Source organism: Mesorhizobium sp. M1406 (assembly GCF_040317555.1).
Taxonomy (GTDB): domain Bacteria; phylum Pseudomonadota; class Alphaproteobacteria; order Rhizobiales; family Rhizobiaceae; genus Mesorhizobium.
Genome location: NZ_JAMYKW010000087.1, coordinates 1 through 15,696, shown reverse-complemented (window position 1 = coordinate 15,696; position 15,696 = coordinate 1). Strand labels below are relative to the sequence as shown.

At 65.1% G+C, this 15,696-nt stretch carries 12 protein-coding genes and 1 pseudogene; 10 read left to right on the top strand and 3 right to left on the bottom strand.

Translation table 11 applies throughout. The annotated features are described in order from the left end of the window. Positions 1–433 precede the first annotated feature (433 nt). Entirely contained in the window at positions 434–3,637 is a 3,204-nt protein-coding gene (locus NKH03_RS31915) for an efflux RND transporter permease subunit (RefSeq protein WP_352972847.1), read from the bottom strand. Next, positions 3,634–4,740 (bottom strand): efflux RND transporter periplasmic adaptor subunit, encoded by a 1,107-nt coding sequence (locus NKH03_RS31910; RefSeq protein ID WP_352972851.1) that lies wholly within the window; start codon positions 4,738–4,740, stop codon positions 3,634–3,636. The genes NKH03_RS31915 and NKH03_RS31910 overlap by 4 nt, the downstream gene beginning before the upstream one ends. Before the next feature lie 175 nt (positions 4,741–4,915). On the opposite strand from NKH03_RS31910, the pseudogene NKH03_RS31905 reads away from it, so the two are divergent. The 3 genes and pseudogenes from NKH03_RS31905 to NKH03_RS31895 form a co-directional block, all read left to right on the top strand. Beyond that, positions 4,916–5,398: pseudogene (locus tag NKH03_RS31905) on the top strand (SDR family NAD(P)-dependent oxidoreductase); the annotation flags it as partial. A 34-nt stretch (positions 5,399–5,432) separates the two neighbouring features. Then, positions 5,433–5,783, top strand: coding sequence for an SDR family NAD(P)-dependent oxidoreductase (locus NKH03_RS31900; protein WP_352972845.1), 351 nt, complete (start codon positions 5,433–5,435; stop codon positions 5,781–5,783). 101 nt (positions 5,784–5,884) lie between these two features. Then, entirely contained in the window at positions 5,885–6,091 is a 207-nt protein-coding gene (locus NKH03_RS31895; RefSeq protein WP_352972843.1) for a hypothetical protein, read from the top strand. Between the two features lie 89 nt (positions 6,092–6,180). On the opposite strand, the gene NKH03_RS31890 is transcribed toward NKH03_RS31895, so the two are convergent. Beyond that, positions 6,181–6,882 carry a GntR family transcriptional regulator gene (locus NKH03_RS31890; protein WP_352873770.1) on the bottom strand — a complete coding sequence of 234 codons (702 nt, stop codon included), beginning with the start codon at positions 6,880–6,882 and terminating at the stop codon, positions 6,181–6,183. A gap of 235 nt (positions 6,883–7,117) precedes the next feature. Between NKH03_RS31890 and NKH03_RS31885 the strand changes: the two genes are divergently transcribed. The 7 genes from NKH03_RS31885 (at position 7,118) to NKH03_RS31855 (ending at position 15,503) form a co-directional block, all read left to right on the top strand. Next, positions 7,118–8,158 carry an ABC transporter substrate-binding protein gene (locus tag NKH03_RS31885; RefSeq protein WP_352972841.1) on the top strand — a complete coding sequence of 347 codons (1,041 nt, stop codon included), beginning with the start codon at positions 7,118–7,120 and terminating at the stop codon, positions 8,156–8,158. 79 nt (positions 8,159–8,237) lie between these two features. Continuing rightward, positions 8,238–9,320 carry an ABC transporter ATP-binding protein gene (locus NKH03_RS31880; RefSeq protein WP_352972849.1) on the top strand — a complete coding sequence of 361 codons (1,083 nt, stop codon included), beginning with the start codon at positions 8,238–8,240 and terminating at the stop codon, positions 9,318–9,320. After that, complete coding sequence (locus NKH03_RS31875; RefSeq protein ID WP_352972839.1) at positions 9,320–10,246, top strand: ABC transporter permease; 927 nt, start codon at positions 9,320–9,322, stop codon at positions 10,244–10,246. The genes NKH03_RS31880 and NKH03_RS31875 overlap by 1 nt, the downstream gene beginning before the upstream one ends. After that, positions 10,243–11,043 (top strand): ABC transporter permease, encoded by an 801-nt coding sequence (locus NKH03_RS31870; RefSeq protein WP_352972837.1) that lies wholly within the window; start codon positions 10,243–10,245, stop codon positions 11,041–11,043. The genes NKH03_RS31875 and NKH03_RS31870 overlap by 4 nt, the downstream gene beginning before the upstream one ends. A gap of 47 nt (positions 11,044–11,090) precedes the next feature. Beyond that, on the top strand, positions 11,091–12,677 hold the full coding sequence (gene ggt / locus NKH03_RS31865) for a gamma-glutamyltransferase (RefSeq protein WP_352972834.1): 1,587 nt from the start codon (positions 11,091–11,093) through the stop codon (positions 12,675–12,677). Between the two features lie 316 nt (positions 12,678–12,993). Then, positions 12,994–14,520, top strand: coding sequence for an acyl--CoA ligase (locus NKH03_RS31860; protein ID WP_352972833.1), 1,527 nt, complete (start codon positions 12,994–12,996; stop codon positions 14,518–14,520). A gap of 2 nt (positions 14,521–14,522) precedes the next feature. Continuing rightward, a complete protein-coding gene (locus NKH03_RS31855; protein ID WP_352972831.1) occupies positions 14,523–15,503 on the top strand; it encodes a 2-dehydropantoate 2-reductase in 981 nt (326 codons plus the stop codon). The last annotated feature ends 193 nt before the right edge of the window (positions 15,504–15,696 follow it).

Below are 15,696 nucleotides of genomic sequence, written 5' to 3'. Positions count from 1 at the left end.
CGCCCGCAGCACGAAATGTGAGCGTTCGCGACAGGCGCTGGCACACCCCGCCACACAAATCCCCATAGCGCACAGCATGCGGCCCGTGGGTTCCTGCATGGGAGGCTTTCGTACGCCTGACGGCACCCGAAACCCTTCACAATCTCGGCCGTAGAGATCAGCTTCTCCGCGTCCTGAAAGCAGACATCGCAAGCGAGGACTCCGGAGGTCGCGGTTGCGCCCTCAAGCCCCGCCTGGTCGACCAGATAAAAGATCGCATTGGCCTCGCCGCCCGGCATCGTCTCGCTGAACTGGATGCGGCTGTTGGGCTGGATCAGACCGAGCAGGGTCTCCGCCGCACCTCGACGCCGAGGTCGCGCAGATCGTGGCCGTTGCCGCGCCGCGCCGATTTTCTGGAGTGATAAGCCGCGCCCGACGCGGCGAATTCGTAACCCTACTCGGCGGCCGTCTCCGTTGGCGCCTCTGCCGGCCCCGAAGGCTCGGCCTCGGTACGGGGCATGCGCCGTGAAAACAGCGACCTGAGCGTGACGTAGAACACCGGTGTCAGGAACAGGCCGACGAAGGTGACGCCGAGCATGCCGGAGAACACCGCGGTGCCGAGCGACTGGCGCATTTCTGCGCCCGGGCCCGTTGCGATCATCAGCGGCACGACGCCGAGGATGAACGAGAAGGCGGTCATCAGGATCGGCCGCAGCCTGAGCCGGCAGGCTTCGACGGCAGCCTCGGCGGCCGACAGCCCGCGTTCCTGCGCCTGCCGCGCGAATTCGACGATCAGGATCGCGTTCTTGGCGGCAAGCCCGATCAGCACGATGAGGCCGATCTGCACGAGGATGTTGTTGTCCAGCCCTCGCAACGACACGCCGAGCAGCGCCGCGAGCACGCCGAGCGGCACCACCAGCACAATGGCGAACGGCAGCACCCAGCTTTCATATTGCGCCGCCAGCGCCAGGAACACGAACAGCACCGACAGTCCGAATATATAGACAGCGGCATTGCCGGTGTTGCGCTCCTGATAGGCGAGTTCGGTCCATTCATAGGAGGTACCGGCCGGCAGCGTCTTTGCCGTAATCCCTTCCATCAATGCCAGCGCGTCACCCGTGGAAACGCCGGGCGCGGCGTTGCCCTGCAGCGGCACCGAGACGTACATGTTGTAGCGCTGGACCAGCGCCGGGCCCGTGACGTCGCGGATCTCGATCAATGTGCCGAGCGGAACCAGCGCGCCGGTCGCCGAGCGCACCTTCAGTTTCAAGATGTCGGCGCGATCGAGGCGGAACGCCTGGTCGGCCTGCGCCCGCACCTGGTAGACGCGCCCGAAAGCGTTGAAGTCGTTGACGTAGGCGGTGCCCAAATTGATCGACAGCGTCTCGAAGATGTTGGGGATCGGCACGTTCAGGATGCGCGCCTTGTCGCGATCGATCGCCAGGAAGAATTGCGGGCTCGACGCGGAGAAGGTGGTGAACACGCCCGTCAGCCCCGGCGTCTTGTTGGCCTTGCCGGCGATTTCGTAGGCAAGCGCCAGGATCTGCCGCATGTCGGCGCTGTTGCGCTCCTGGATCTGCAGCTTGAAGCCGCCGGCATTGCCGACGCCGCGGATTGGCGGCGGCGGCAGTGCGATAATGAAGGCTTCCTTGATGCTTTGCAGGCTGCCGAACAGATTGCCGATGACCTGGGTCGCCGACTGGCCGGCTTTCAGTCGCTCGTCAAACGGCTTGAACCTGGCGAAGATCACACCCGCGTTGCTGGCGTTGGTGAAGGTCGCGCCGGAGAAACCGGCGAAGGCGACTGCGTAGTCGACGCCTGGCGTTTTCTGGATGATCTGCGATGCCTGCTGGATGACCGCGTCGGTCCTCGACAGCGAGGCGCCATCCGGCAACTGGACGACGACGATCGCATAGCCCTGGTCGAGCGACGGAATGAAACCGCGCGGCACAGCCTGCACCATGTAGACCGTGGCGTAGATGAGGGCCGCGAAAACGGCCAGCATGGCGGCGATCGTTATCTGGGAGCCGACCAGCACGCGGACGATGCTCGAATACCAGTGGGCGACCCTGTCGAAGCCGCGATTGAAGCCGTCGGCGAGCGCCCGTCCGAACCGCGCCACGAAAAAGCGCGGCGGCGCCGCCGCGGCGTGGTGCGGCTTGAACAGCAGTGCGGCCAGCGCCGGCGAAAGCGTCAGCGAATTGAATGCCGAGATCGCCGTCGACACCGCGATTGTGATCGCAAACTGCAGATAGAACTGCCCGGAAATACCGGGGATGAAGGCTGTCGGTACGAACACGGCTATCAGCACCAGCGAGATCGCGATGACGGCCGTTCCGACTTCGTCCATGGTCAGGTGCGACGCCGGATTGGGCGCCAGCCCACTGGCGATATTGCGCTCGACGTTTTCGACCACGACGATCGCATCGTCGACGACGATGCCGATCGCCAGAACGAGGCCGAACAGAGTCAGCATGTTGAGCGAGAAGCCGGCGGCGTAAAGCACCGCCAGCGTGCCGATCAGCGACACCGGGATTGCCACGATCGGCACGATCGCCATGCGCCACGATTGCAGGAAGACGATGATGACGATGATGACCAGCAGCATCGCCTCGAGGATCGTCTTGTAGACCTCCTGGATCGACTCGGCGACGAACTCGGTCGGATTGTAGACGATGTCGTAGCTCAACCCCTTCGGGAAGTCGCGGGAAAGCTCCTTCATCTTGTCCTGGATCTCCGCGGCTGCGGCGAGCGCATTGGTGCCCGGCCGCTGGAAGATGGCGAGCGCCACCGCCGGTTTGCCGTTGAGATAGGAGTTGGTGACGTAATCCTTGGCGCCGAGCTCGATGCGCGCCACGTCCTGCAGCGAGATCAGGCGGCCGTCGTCGGTCGATTTGACGATCACGTATCGGAAGTCGCGTGCGTCGTTGAAGCGGCCTTGCGTGGTGACCGTGTATTGGAACGCCGTGCCGGTGTTGGTCGGTGGCGCACCGATCGAGCCGCCCGACACCTGGACGTTCTGGTCGCGCAGCGCCTGCACCACATCGCCCGAGGTCATCCCCAGGGCGGACAGTTTTTCCGGATCGAGCCAGATGCGCAGCGAATATTCGCGTTCGCCGAAGATGATGAGGTCGCCGACGCCATCTAGTCTGAGCAGTATGTCGCGCACCCGCGAGCGGGCGTAGTTCGAGACGTAGAGCTGGTCGTAGGTATTGTCGGGCGACAGCATGTGCACGACCATCATCAGGTCGGGCGAGCTCTTGGTGGTGGTGATGCCGAGGCGGCGGACTTCTTCGGGCAGGCGCGGCTCGGCGACCGACACGCGGTTCTGCACCAGCACCTGCGCCTGGTCGAGATCGGTGCCCAGCTTGAAGGTGATGGTCAGCGCCATCGCCCCGTCGCCCGACGAATAGGACGACATGTAGAGCATGCCCTCGACGCCGTTGATCTCCTGCTCGATCGGCGTTGCCACCGTCGCTGCGACCGTCTCGGCGTCGGCGCCCGGATACTGCGCGCGAACGACGATGGTCGGCGGCGCGATCTCGGGATATTGCGCGACCGGCAGCTGGGTATAAGCAATCCCGCCGAGGATCAGCAGGACGATCGAAACGACCGATGCGAAGATCGGACGGTCGACGAAGAAATGTGCGAACCTCATTGCTGCAACCCGGCGGTCTCGACCTTGGGCGGCAACGTCACTATCTCGGCCTTCACCTTGGTGCCGGGCCTGGCGTGCATCAGCCCGTTGACGATGATCGTCTCGTCGCCGGTCAGGCCCGCGCGGATCACCCGGTAGCCGTCGAGAAGCGGGCCGGTGCGCACGGGCTTCGCCGACACCGTCCCGGCCTCATCCACCAGGAACACGATACGCCGATCCTGATCGGCGCCGATCGCCTCGTCAGGCACCAGCACGCCGCTATGCGGCAGCGACCCCGGCACGTTGATGCGCCCGAACATGCCTGGCTGGAGAATGCCGTCGGCGTTGGGAAAGCTTGCACGCACCCGCATGGTGCCGGTCGCGTTGTCGATCCGGTTCTCGGCAAAATCGAGCTTGCCTTTGAATACCGCCTCCGCGCGGTCGGCGACGCGAACCACCACCTCGAGCCCGCCGGCGCCCTCCTGCATGCTGCCGCCACGCTGCTTCGCGTCGCGGGCGTAGCTGAAATACAGGCGCTCATCGACGTCGAAATAGAAGTCGATCGGATCGCGCGTAACGATGGTCGTCAGCAAGGTGGAATCCGGCTGCACGAGGTTGCCGACCGACACCAGCCGGCGGTCGATGCGGCCGGACAAGGGCGCCTTGATCTCGGTGAATTCCATGTTCAGGCTGGCCGTCGTCAGCGCAGCCGTCGCGCCCTGCATCTGCGCCTGCGCCGAAAGGTATTCCCGCCGGCGGTCGTCGACCGTCGCGGTTGAGATATTGCCGGTCTTGGCGAGTTCGTCGGCGCGATCCAGCTGCATCTTGGAGAATTCGAGCAGACTCTTGGCGACGTCAACTTGCGACTTTGCGGCATCATAAGCCGCCTGGTACGGACGCTGGTCGATGGTGAAGAGCAGGTCGCCCTTGTTGACCAGTGCGCCGTCCTGGAAGCTGACCTTGTCCAGATAGCCGCTGACGCGCGAACGGACGGCGACCTGGTCGACGGCTTCGAAGCGCCCGACGAACTCGTCGTCTTCGACGATTTTACGGACCACCGGCTTGGCCGCCGTCACCACGGGTAGCTGCTGGTCCTGCGCAAACGCTGTGCTGCTGAAAGCCATGCCGAGCAGGAATGCCGCCGACACGGCGGCGCGGGCAAGCCAGCCGGCCGATCGACAGGGTCGCCCGCCCGCGTCGCGATGCAATTGCCCATTCCTTGGGCTGTCCATTTGCGTCCCCCATTCGCTGGACCCGGAGGTCGGTTGATCCGCTTCTACGCTCAGGCTTCTCGTCGAGATCAGAGCACTGCAGTATTGTGCATGGCAACGTGATCATTTTCCATGTGCGCTGAAATGTCCACCCTGTGGCTGCCCCGCCACCCCGCCACTGGCGACGCAGATCCACCGGGCGGTCCGGGACGCCATTGAGACGGGTATCACCGGAGCCGGTGCGGCTGACGGGATCGGCTTTGCCATTGCCCGGCAGCTCGGACGTGCCGGCCATACCGTCTTCCCCACCAGCGCCAGCGCGCGCGTGCGCGATCGCGCCGCCGAACTTTGTGCCGAAGGCATCGATGCCACTGCCGCAATCGCGGATCTCACGGCCGCATCGGACGTCGCGGGGCTGCGGGCGGATGTCGGCGCGGTCGATATTCTGGTCAACAATGCCGGCATGGGCTCGCTGGCATCGCCCTCGGTCGACAAGGCGTTTCTCGCGATGACCGAGGCCGACTGGGATCAAGGGATCGACGTCAGCCTGAAGACCGCATTCCTCGTCACGAAAGCGTTTCTGCCGGCGATGGTCGAAGCGGGCTATGGGCGCATCGCCAATGTGGCGGTCGGTCACCGGGCCGCTGGTGTCTTTCGAAGGCACATCGGCCTATTCCGCTGCCAAGGCCGGTATGGTCGGCCTGACGCGCGCGCTGGCACTCGAAGTGGCGCAGAGCGGCATCACGGCCAATGCCGTTGCTCCCGGCTGGATCGAAACGGGGTCGTCGAGCGAGATGGAGCGGCAAGCTGCCCTGCATACGCCGCCGGCGCGGGCCGGGCGGCCGGACGAGGTGGCCGCGGCGGTGGTCTTCCTGGCGTCGGAAGGCGCCAGCTATGTCAACGGCGCCCTGCTGATGGTCGATGGCGGCAACAGCCTTCAGGAACGCAAGGGCTGAACGTCGGTCGGCGCTGGTGCCTTCCGCCAACCAGCGGGAACCAAACCGCTCAGCAGCGGTTTTCCCCCTGAAGGGACCGTAAACCTCACGGGTGCGGAATAATGCACGACCATCTGGAACTGGAACTGGCGAGAGCCAGGCAGCGCGTCAAGCGCGCGGAACTCTTTCTCACGCGAGCAAATGAGATGCTGGACGAGGAGCGTGGCGTCGGCATCAGCCTTGCCCTGTGCTGCCGGATCAGATCCGAGCAAAAAAATGTGGCTGAAGCGCGCTCACGCCTCCGCCGGATCGATCCCACCACACACTGATCATTCCATGACTATGATGCCCTTCGAATCTCCCGGCTGAGGCAACGGCTCGGGCTCGCGGCGCGCATCGGTAGCGTCCAGGTGGTTCCTCACGAGGCCTTGGCGAGAAAATTGCGATAGTCCGACTTGGCCTGCAGCAGGCGCAGCACATTGTCACGTGATCCCCGCACATGGGCGCGGGCCAGCGTGCCGGCGCGGCGGGCGTCGCCGGCACAGATGGCGTCGACGATTTCGGCGTGCTCGTCACGGGCGATCTTCCATTCGTCCAACCACAGGAGTTCGGTCCAGACATAGTGCTGGCACTTGTCGAGGATGCCGCACAGCATGCCGTGCAGCATGACATTGCCGCTGATTTCGGCGATGACGCGATGCAGGTCGATGCCGACTTCCAGTTCCTGGAATTTTTCCCTGTTGGTGCGCTCGGGAATGGCGGCGAGCCGCTCGCATTCGGCCAGCATGGCGCGCAGCCGCGCCTTGTCCGCTTCCGTCGCCGCAGCCGCCGCCAACTCGGTCGCGTGGCCGTCGAGCAGCTCGCGGATCTCGAAGGCCTCGCGGAACATGTTGATGTCAAACTCGGTGACGACATAGCCCTGGCGCGGCCGGCCGGTGACCAGGCCGTCGCGCTCGAGGCGGTTGAAGGCCTCGCGCACCGGGGTGCGGCTGACATTGAGCTTCACCGCGATGTCGTTTTCGGTGACGCGCGAGCCCGGCGGAATCTGGCCGGTCACGATCATCGCCTTGAGCGAGGAGTAGACCGAGTCGCGCAGCGTATTTTTGGTTTCCTTGGCCAAGGTTCCATTCCCAGTTCGCCGGCCTTTCAGCCGGAACACGCTTAGCTGTAGTCGCAGTCGGCGTAATTTGCCACGCCCTCGGCGAAGCCGTCCCTCTCACCGTCCGGCACGAAACGCGTAAATCCGATCGTGCCGGACGGTGTTGACATCGCCGATCCCCAGGCTACACTCAAAATTGTATACAAAATAGCATGCGAAATTAAAAACGATGGGAACACCGGTTGGAGAGCCGAAAATGAACAGGACCAGAAGCGTTAGCGTTGTCGCGATGGCCGGCCTCATGGCCTCGCTCGCGGCCCCCGCCATGGCGGGCGACACCATCACCGTCGCCTCATGGGGCGGCACTTACCAGGAGGCGCAGACCAAGGCGTTCTTCAAGCCGACCGCCGATGCGCTCGGCATCACCATCAAGGAAGACACCACCAACGGCCTCGACGACGTGCGGCTGCAAGTGACCGGCAATGCGGTGAAATGGGACATCACCGAACTTGGCGCCGACGAATGCGCGCGCGGCTCGAAGGAAGGGCTGTTCGAGAAGCTCGACTACGGCATCATCGACAAGAGCGGCATCAATCCGAAGCTTGTCCATGATGACTGGGTCGGCATTTCCTACACGTCGGTCGTGCTGATCTACCGGACCGATGTGTTCGGAGACAAAGGGCCGAAGACTTGGGCCGATTTCTGGAACATGGAGAAATTCCCGGGGCGGCGCGCGCTGAGCGGCAGCCAGGCGACGGAAACGCTGAGCGTCGCGGCACTGGCCGAGGGCATTCCGATCGACAAGGTCTATCCGGTCGATATCGACGGCGCCTTGAAATCCGTGGACAAGATCCGTGGTCACGTCGATGCCTGGTGGACCTCCGGCGCCCAGGCCATGCAGTTGGTGAAGGACGGCGAAGTCGACATGGCGAGCATCTGGAATGGCCGCGCCGGCACCTTGAAGAAGGAAGGCGCGCCGGTCAGCTTCTCCTTCGACCAGGGTGTTCTGACCGCCGACTGCATGGTCATCCCCAAGGGCGCCAAGAACAAGGAAGCGGCGATGAAGGCGCTGGCGATGTTCGTGAGCCCGCAGCTGCAGGCCAATCTGCCGCTCTATGTCGACAATGGGCCGGTCAACGAGAAGGCTTTCGAGACCGGGAAGATCCCGCAGGAGAGGATCAAGGACATCAATTCGGCGCCCGAAAACGTCAAGAAGCAGGCGCTGCAGGACCCCGAGTTCTGGCGTGACAATCTGGTCGAGGCGACGGAAAAGTTCAACAATCTGATCCAGCAATAGGCCGCGGCCGCAACCCAAACCACGGCAGGGCGGCGCCTCGCCCTGCTTGCGCCGCCTCAGCCTCTAGGAGACGATGATCTTGTCCATTGCGCCATCCGCGCTGCCGATCAGCATGCGCCGGATCGAGAAACGATTTGGCAGCGTGCCGGTGCTGAGCGACCTGACCCTCGATGTGGAGGCCGGCGAATTCCTGACGCTGCTCGGCCCTTCCGGCTCCGGAAAGACGACGCTGCTGATGATCCTGGCCGGCTTCGTGCGGGCCAATGCCGGCTCGATCAGGGTCGGCGGCGATGAGATCATCACCACGCCGCCGCACAAGCGCAACATCGGCATGGTATTCCAGAACTACGCGCTGTTTCCGCATATGAACGTCTTCCGCAACATCGCCTTTCCGCTGAAGCAGCGCGGCGTCGCCGCCGCCGAGACGGCCGAGCGCGTCGAAAAGGCGCTCGAGCTGGTGAAGTTGCAGGGCCTGGGCGAGCGTCGGGTCGACCAGCTCTCCGGCGGCCAGCGCCAGCGTGTGGCGCTGGCGCGCGCCATCGTCTTCGAGCCGCGCATCGTGCTGATGGACGAGCCGTTGTCGGCATTGGACAAGGGCCTGCGCGAGCATATGCAGATTGAGCTGCGCGCCCTGCATCGGCGGCTCGGCATGACCACGGTCTATGTCACGCACGACCAGCGCGAAGCGATCACCATGTCCGACCGTATCGCCGTCATGAACGCCGGGCGCATCGAACAGCTCGACAAGCCCGAGACCCTCTACGCCACGCCGCAAACGCGATTTGTAGCCGGCTTCATCGGCGAATCGAATTTCATCCCGGTCGAGTGCCGCAATGGGTCGGTCTGGTACGAGGACCGGAGAATCCACACGGCAGCACCAGTGCCGGCGGCTGGCCAGCACCTGATGGTGGTGCGGCCGGAAAAGCTGCGACTGCTGGCAAACGTCGAACCGGCGAGCGGTATCAACGTGCTCGACGCGACGTTCAGCGACATCATCTACCAGGGCGACAGTTTCGTCTGCTACGCACTGCTGCGCGATGGCCGCCAGCTGACATTGCGCGACTATTGCCGCAGCGATGTGCTGGCGAAAATGCCGGCTCCCGGCCAGCCGGTCAGGCTCGGCCTCGATGCGCAGGACACGATCCTGGTGGCGGCGGATTGATGAGCGCGCAGTCCGCCCTCATGGAAGAGACTGGCGGCCATGCAGGCCGGGACTTGAACGCGCAGGCGCTGCGCACCGATGCGCGGCGTGAATCGATGCGGCTGCTGGCGCTGCTGGCGCCGAGCCTGTTCCTGGTCTTTGCCATCATCATCGTGCCGATCGGCTGGCTGTTCTGGCTGTCGCTGTTCGACGAGGCCGGCGCCCTCAGCGCCGCCAACTATGCGCGCTTCTTCGAACAGGCCTCCTACATCAGGACCTTCGTCACCACCTTCAAGGTCGCCTTCATCGTCACCGGCGCCTGCGTCCTGCTCGGCTACCCCCTGACCTACATGCTGTCGCAACTGCCGCGCCGGGCGGCGTCGATCTGCCTGATCTTCGTCATCCTGCCGTTCTGGACATCGGTGCTGGTGCGCACCTATGCCTGGCTGGTGATCCTGCAGCGCAAGGGCCTGATCAACAGCTGGCTGATCGAGCTCGGCGTGATCAGCCAGCCGCTATCGCTCGCCAACAATCTGTCGGGCGTGGTCATCGGCATGACGCATATCCTGCTGCCGTTCCTGGTGCTGCCGCTCTACGCCTCGATGAAGACAATCGACACCGACTGCCTGCGCGCCGGCATGAACCTCGGCGCCGGCCCGGCCGCCAACTTCCGGCAGATCTTCTTTCCGCTGTCGCTGCCCGGCCTTGCCTCGGGCGTGGTCATCGTCTTCGTGCTGTGCCTGGGCTTCTTCGTCACCCCGGCGCTGATGGGTGGCGGCAAGGTGATCATGTGGGCCATGCGCATGGAACAGACCACCAGCCTCTACTCCAACTGGGGCGCGGGTGCCGCACTTGGCGTGGTGCTGCTTGTGGTCACGCTGGCGCTTCTCGGCCTGTTCCAGTGGCTGCTCGGCGCGCGCGCCACAGGTGTGTGGAGTTCGCGATGAGTGAGAATGTCGGCCTGCCGATCTCGCACCAGCAACGCCTGTGGCTCTACTGCCTCGGCGGCCTCGTGCTGTTGTTCCTGATCGCGCCGTCGATCATCATCGTCATCATGTCGTTTTCGGATTCGACGCTGCTGCAATTCCCGCCGCGGCAATGGTCGCTGCGCTGGTACCAGACCTATTTCGGCTCGCTGGAGTGGCGCGACGCCACGATCGTCTCGGTCAAGGTGGCTGTCATGACCGTGCTCGTCGCTACCCCATTCGGCACCGCGGCTGCCTATGCCATCAACCGGGGCACGCTGCGCTTCAACGGCACCATCAACGCGCTGCTGACCGCGTCGCTGATCGTCCCGGTGATCCTGATCGGCATCGGCACCTTCTTCCTCTATGCGCGGATCGGGCTCAACAACACACTGACCGGGCTGGTCATTGCGCACACGGTGCAGGCCTTGCCGCTGGTGGTGCTGACGGTGCTGTCGGGGCTGCGCTCCTACGACATGAACCAGGAGCGGGTGGCGCGCAGCCTCGGCGCCGGACGTGTCGCCGCCTTCTGGCAGGTGACGATGCCGCAGATCCGCTTCTCGATGGTCTCGGGCGCCCTGTTTGCCTTCATCGCCTCCTTCGACGAAGTGGTGGTTTCGCTGTTCATATCGGGTGGCGAGACCACGACGTTGACGCGCCGCATGTTCAACGCGCTGCGCGACCAGATCGACCCGACGATCGCCGCCATCTCGACCTGCCTGATCGTGCTCTCGGTCGCGCTGTTGTCGGTTGCGCAGATCTTCGGCCGGCGGCATTGATTTCAAGTGACCCATTCGCAGAAGTGACCAGGGGATATCCAGACAGAATGCGTGATTTCCAGTTTCCCGGCCGCTCGCCGGTTCGTGCCACGCAAGCGGTTGCCGCGACGTCGCATCCGCTTGCGACCCTTGCGGCCATCGAGATGCTGCGCTCCGGCGGCAACGCCATGGATGCCGCGGTCTGCGCCGCCGCCGTGCAGGCGGTGGTCGAACCGCAGTCGACCGGCATCGGCGGCGACTGCTTCGTGCTTTACTGCCCGGCGGGACAAGACAATGTGCTGGCCTTCAACGGCTCCGGTCGGGCGCCGGCCAAGGCGACGGTCGACTGGTATCTGAAAAAGGGCTTCGACCGCATCCCGCTGCAGGGACCGCATGCCGTCACCGTGCCGGGCGCCGTCGATGCCTGGAGCCGCCTGCTGGAGGATCATGGCCGCAAGGGCCTTGCCGAGGCGCTGGCGCCGGCCATCCATTATGCCGAAAACGGCTATGTCGTGCATGACCGTGTCGCCTTCGACTGGGCCGAACCTGAGACCGACCTGTCGGCCGACGAGCATGCCGCGCGCATCTTCCTGCCTGGCGGCAAGGCGCCGCAAGCCGGCGATGTCCACCGCCAGCCGGAAATGGCGGCCACCTTGCGCATCATCGCCAGGCACGGCCGCGCCGGATTCTACGAGGGTGCCGTCGCCGACGATATAGTGCGCCGGCTCAACGAATTGGGCGGACTTCATTCGACCGAGGATTTCGCCGCCACCCGAGGCGACTATGTGACGCCGGTCAGCACCTCCTATGGCGGTCATGAGATTCACCAGATGCCACCGAACAATCAGGGGCTGACGGCGCTTTTGATGCTGAACGTGCTGTCGGGCTTCAAGCTTGGCGGGCTCGACCCCAATGGCGCCGAGCGCTTGCATCTGGAAATCGAGGCTGGGCGTCTGGCTTACCGCGACCGTGATCGCTTCGTCGGCGACCAGGACCATGTGCCGGTGCCGGTGAAGCAGCTCCTGTCCGGCGCCTATGCCGACCGGCTGCGCGCCGGGATCGACCGCGACCGCGCCATGACGCACCTGCCGCGCGTGGAATTGCCCGGCAGCGACACGGTCTACATCTCCATCGTCGACCGCGACCGCAACGCGGTCTCGTTCATCAACTCGACGTACTATTCGTTCGGCAGCGGCGTGGTCGGCCCTAAGACCGGCATCGTGCTGCAGAACCGTGGCTCCAGCTTCCGCCTCGACCCGGCGCACCCGAACGCGATCGCGCCCGGCAAGCGGCCGATGCACACGATCATGCCCGGCATGGCGACGAAGAACGGCCGCGCCGTGATGCCGTTCGGCGTCATGGGCGGCGGCTACCAGCCGTTCGGACATGTCCACCTGCTCACCAACATGCTCGATTTCGGCATGGACCCGCAGCAGGCGCTGGACGCGCCAAGGGTGTTCTACAACGATGATACCGTGGAGGCCGAGCGCGGCGTCCCCGCCGAGGCGATCGAGGGCCTGCGCCGGCGCGGCCACCGCATCACCGAGCCGCATCACCCGCTGGGCGGCGGACAGGTGGTGCTGATCGACTGGGAGAAGGGGACGCTGACCGGCGCCTCCGATCCGCGCAAGGATGGTTTGGCGCTTGGATATTGAGACTGAGCGGAACAATCGTGGCGGCCTGGAGAAGGCGGCAGTTGCCACAACGAGCGTTGGCGCCGCCCCTCATTGCCCTGCCGGGCATTTCTCCCCGTATAGTGACGGGGAGAAAGACGCTTTCATCGATGGTCTCGCCAATCGCCAGCGTTGCAAGAAATGCCCCTAGGGTGCGGCTTCCTCTTCTCCCCGTCACTATACGGGGAGAAGGTGCCGGCAGGCGGATGAGGGGCGGCGCCAACGTCGACAATTGTTCCGAAGCGACTATCTTCGGGCCGAAATCGCATGCAGGACACTTGAAACATAGCCGGTGATCATGACCCAAACTGAAACCCATACAGACCTCTCCCGCCGTCTCGCCGCCGGTGCCGACGACGCGGCGGCGATCCTGGCACCTGACCGGGCGACGCTCACCCATGGCGGATTGCGCAGCCTGATCGCCGACACGGCGGAACAGCTGCATGCGCGCGGCATCGGCCGGGGCGACAGGGTGGCGATCGTGCTGCCGAACGGGCCGGAGATGGCCTCCGCCTTCGTCGCCGTGGCGGCCGCTGCCTCGACGGCGCCGCTCAATCCCGCCTACCGGGCCGACGAGCTCGATTTCTACCTGACCGACATCGGCGCCAAGGCGATCCTTGTCGCGGAGGGCGAGACCGGACCGGCGGTGAGGGTGGCCGAACAACTCGGCATCGGCGTGCTGCGGCTTGTCGTGCAGCCCGACACACCCGCCGGCAGTTTTGCCATCGAGGGTCCAGCGATCGGACCGCCGGCAGCGCCCGACATGGCGCGGGATGATGACATCGCGCTGTTGCTGCACACGTCCGGCACGACATCGCGGCCAAAACTGGTGCCGCTCAGCCATGCCAACATCGCGGCCTCGGCCGCCCATATCGGCGGCACACTTGGCCTGACGGCCAATGACCGTTGCCTCAACATCATGCCGCTGTTCCACATTCACGGCCTGATCGCGGCCGTGCTGTCGTCGCTGGCATCGGGCGGCAGCATCTTTTGCACGCCCGGCTTCAACGCGCTGCGCTTCTTCCAGTGGCTGAGCGAGGCACGACCAAGCTGGTACACGGCGGTGCCGACCATGCACCAGGCGATCCTGCCCCGGGCGGCACGCAACACCGAGGTGCTGGCGGCTGCGCGGCTGCGTTTCATCCGTTCGTCCTCGGCGTCGCTGCCGGCGCAAGTGATGGCCGAGCTGGAGGCGACCTTCGGCTGTCCGGTGATCGAATCCTACGGGATGACCGAGGCCGCGCACCAGATGGCGTCGAACCGGCTGCCGCCGGGCCAGCGCAAGCCGGGCAGCGTCGGTGCCTCCGCCGGTCCGGCAGTGGCGGTGATGGCGCCCGACGGGCGACTGCTCAAAGCCGGCGAGACCGGCGAGATCGTCATTCGCGGGCCCAACGTCACGGCGGGCTATGAGAAGAACCCGGATGCCAACGCCACGGCCTTCGCGCATGGCTGGTTCCACACCGGCGACCAGGGCGTGCTGGACGAGGACGGATATTTGCGCGTCACCGGGCGGCTCAAGGAGATCATCAACCGCGGCGGCGAGAAAATCTCGCCGCTCGAGGTCGACGATGTGCTGATGGACCATCCGGCGGTGGCGCAGGTCGTCACCTTCGCCATGCCGCATGACAAGCTTGGCGAGGAGGTGGCGGCGGCGGTTGTGCTGCGCGACGGCCTCAGTGCCACCGAGGGCGACATCCGCCTCTATGCCGCGACGCGGCTTGCCGACTTCAAGGTGCCGCGCAAGATCCTGATCCTGGACGAGATCCCCAAGGGCGCGACCGGCAAATTGCAACGCATCGGCCTTGCCGCCAAACTCGGGCTTTGACGATGAAGATCACCATCTTCGGCGCCGGTGCGATCGGCGGCTATCTCGCGGCCAGGCTTGCCATTGCCGGGCGGACCGATCTATCGATCGTCGCGCGCGGCGCGCATCTGGAAACGATCAAGGCAAACGGCCTGCGCCTGATCGAGGATGGCGAGGAAATTTCGGTCCCCGTCCGAGCCGCCGCCAAGGCCGGGGAACTTGGCGTGCAGGACTATGTGGTGCTGGCGCTGAAGGCCCATTCCCTCACCCCGGCCCTTGACCAGATCGCGCCGCTGCTTGGGGATCACACATCCGTCGTCACCATGCAGAACGGCGTGCCGTGGTGGTATTTCCATGGCGTCGGCGGGCCGCTCGAAGGCACCAGGCTGAACGCGGTCGATCCCGGCGGCGTGATCTGGCGGCGGATCGGGCCGGAGCGCGTCATCGGCTCGGTCGTCTATCCCGCTGTCGAAGTGGACGCCCCCGGCCTCATTCGCCATGTCGAGGGCAAGCGTTTCTCGCTCGGCGAACCCTCCGGCGAGCGCAGCGAGCGGGTGACGCTTCTGGCCGAGGAAATGGTCAAGGCCGGACTGCAGGCGCCGGTGCGCGACGACATCCGCGGCGAAATCTGGGTGAAGCTGTGGGGCAATCTCTCCTTCAACCCGATCTCGGCGCTGACCGGCAGCACGCTGGCGGCGATCATCGCCGACGAAGGCACCCGCACGCTCGCCCGCACCATGATGCTGGAGGCGCAGGCGATCGGCGAAAGCCTCGGCGTGCGTTTTCCCATAGCGGTCGACCGGCGCATCAAGGGTGCCGGCGATGTCGGCGAACACAAGACCTCGATGCTGCAGGATCTCGAGCGCGGCCGGCCGATGGAAATCGACGCGCTGGTGAGCGCGGTGCAGGAACTTGGCCGGCTGACGGGTCAGCCGACGCCGACCATCGACGCCGTGCTGGCACTGGTGCGGCGGCTGGCGGTTGAGCGGGGGTGTTATGGGTGAAGGGGGGCGGCGTCGAAGCTTTGAAGCGGCGGCCTGTCCCGATGATGCGCGGTGGCGGCTTGGTGTGGCGAAGCCGAACTTCGCCTTTGAGGCTACGAATGGCAGCTATGCGCCCCATGCACGAACCCGCTTCGCGGGAGGGTCGCCTGATTCTGAGATGGCGCGGTATTCATAGGCCTTGAGCGGGTAGAGC

Bases quoted from the DNA above. Each gene is read 5' to 3' on its own strand.
- NKH03_RS31915 (WP_352972847.1), bottom strand. From the start codon at position 3,637: ATGAGGTTCGCACATTTCTTCGTCGACCGTCCGATCTTCGCATCGGTC.
- NKH03_RS31910 (WP_352972851.1), bottom strand. From the start codon at position 4,740: ATGGCTTTCAGCAGCACAGCGTTTGCGCAGGACCAGCAGCTACCCGTG.
- NKH03_RS31900 (WP_352972845.1), top strand. From the start codon at position 5,433: ATGGGCGCATCGCCAATGTGGCGGTCGGTCACCGGGCCGCTGGTGTCT.
- NKH03_RS31895 (WP_352972843.1), top strand. From the start codon at position 5,885: ATGCACGACCATCTGGAACTGGAACTGGCGAGAGCCAGGCAGCGCGTC.
- NKH03_RS31885 (WP_352972841.1), top strand. From the start codon at position 7,118: ATGAACAGGACCAGAAGCGTTAGCGTTGTCGCGATGGCCGGCCTCATG.
- NKH03_RS31875 (WP_352972839.1), top strand. From the start codon at position 9,320: ATGAGCGCGCAGTCCGCCCTCATGGAAGAGACTGGCGGCCATGCAGGC.
- NKH03_RS31870 (WP_352972837.1), top strand. From the start codon at position 10,243: ATGAGTGAGAATGTCGGCCTGCCGATCTCGCACCAGCAACGCCTGTGG.
- ggt (WP_352972834.1), top strand. From the start codon at position 11,091: ATGCGTGATTTCCAGTTTCCCGGCCGCTCGCCGGTTCGTGCCACGCAA.
- NKH03_RS31860 (WP_352972833.1), top strand. From the start codon at position 12,994: ATGACCCAAACTGAAACCCATACAGACCTCTCCCGCCGTCTCGCCGCC.
- NKH03_RS31855 (WP_352972831.1), top strand. From the start codon at position 14,523: ATGAAGATCACCATCTTCGGCGCCGGTGCGATCGGCGGCTATCTCGCG.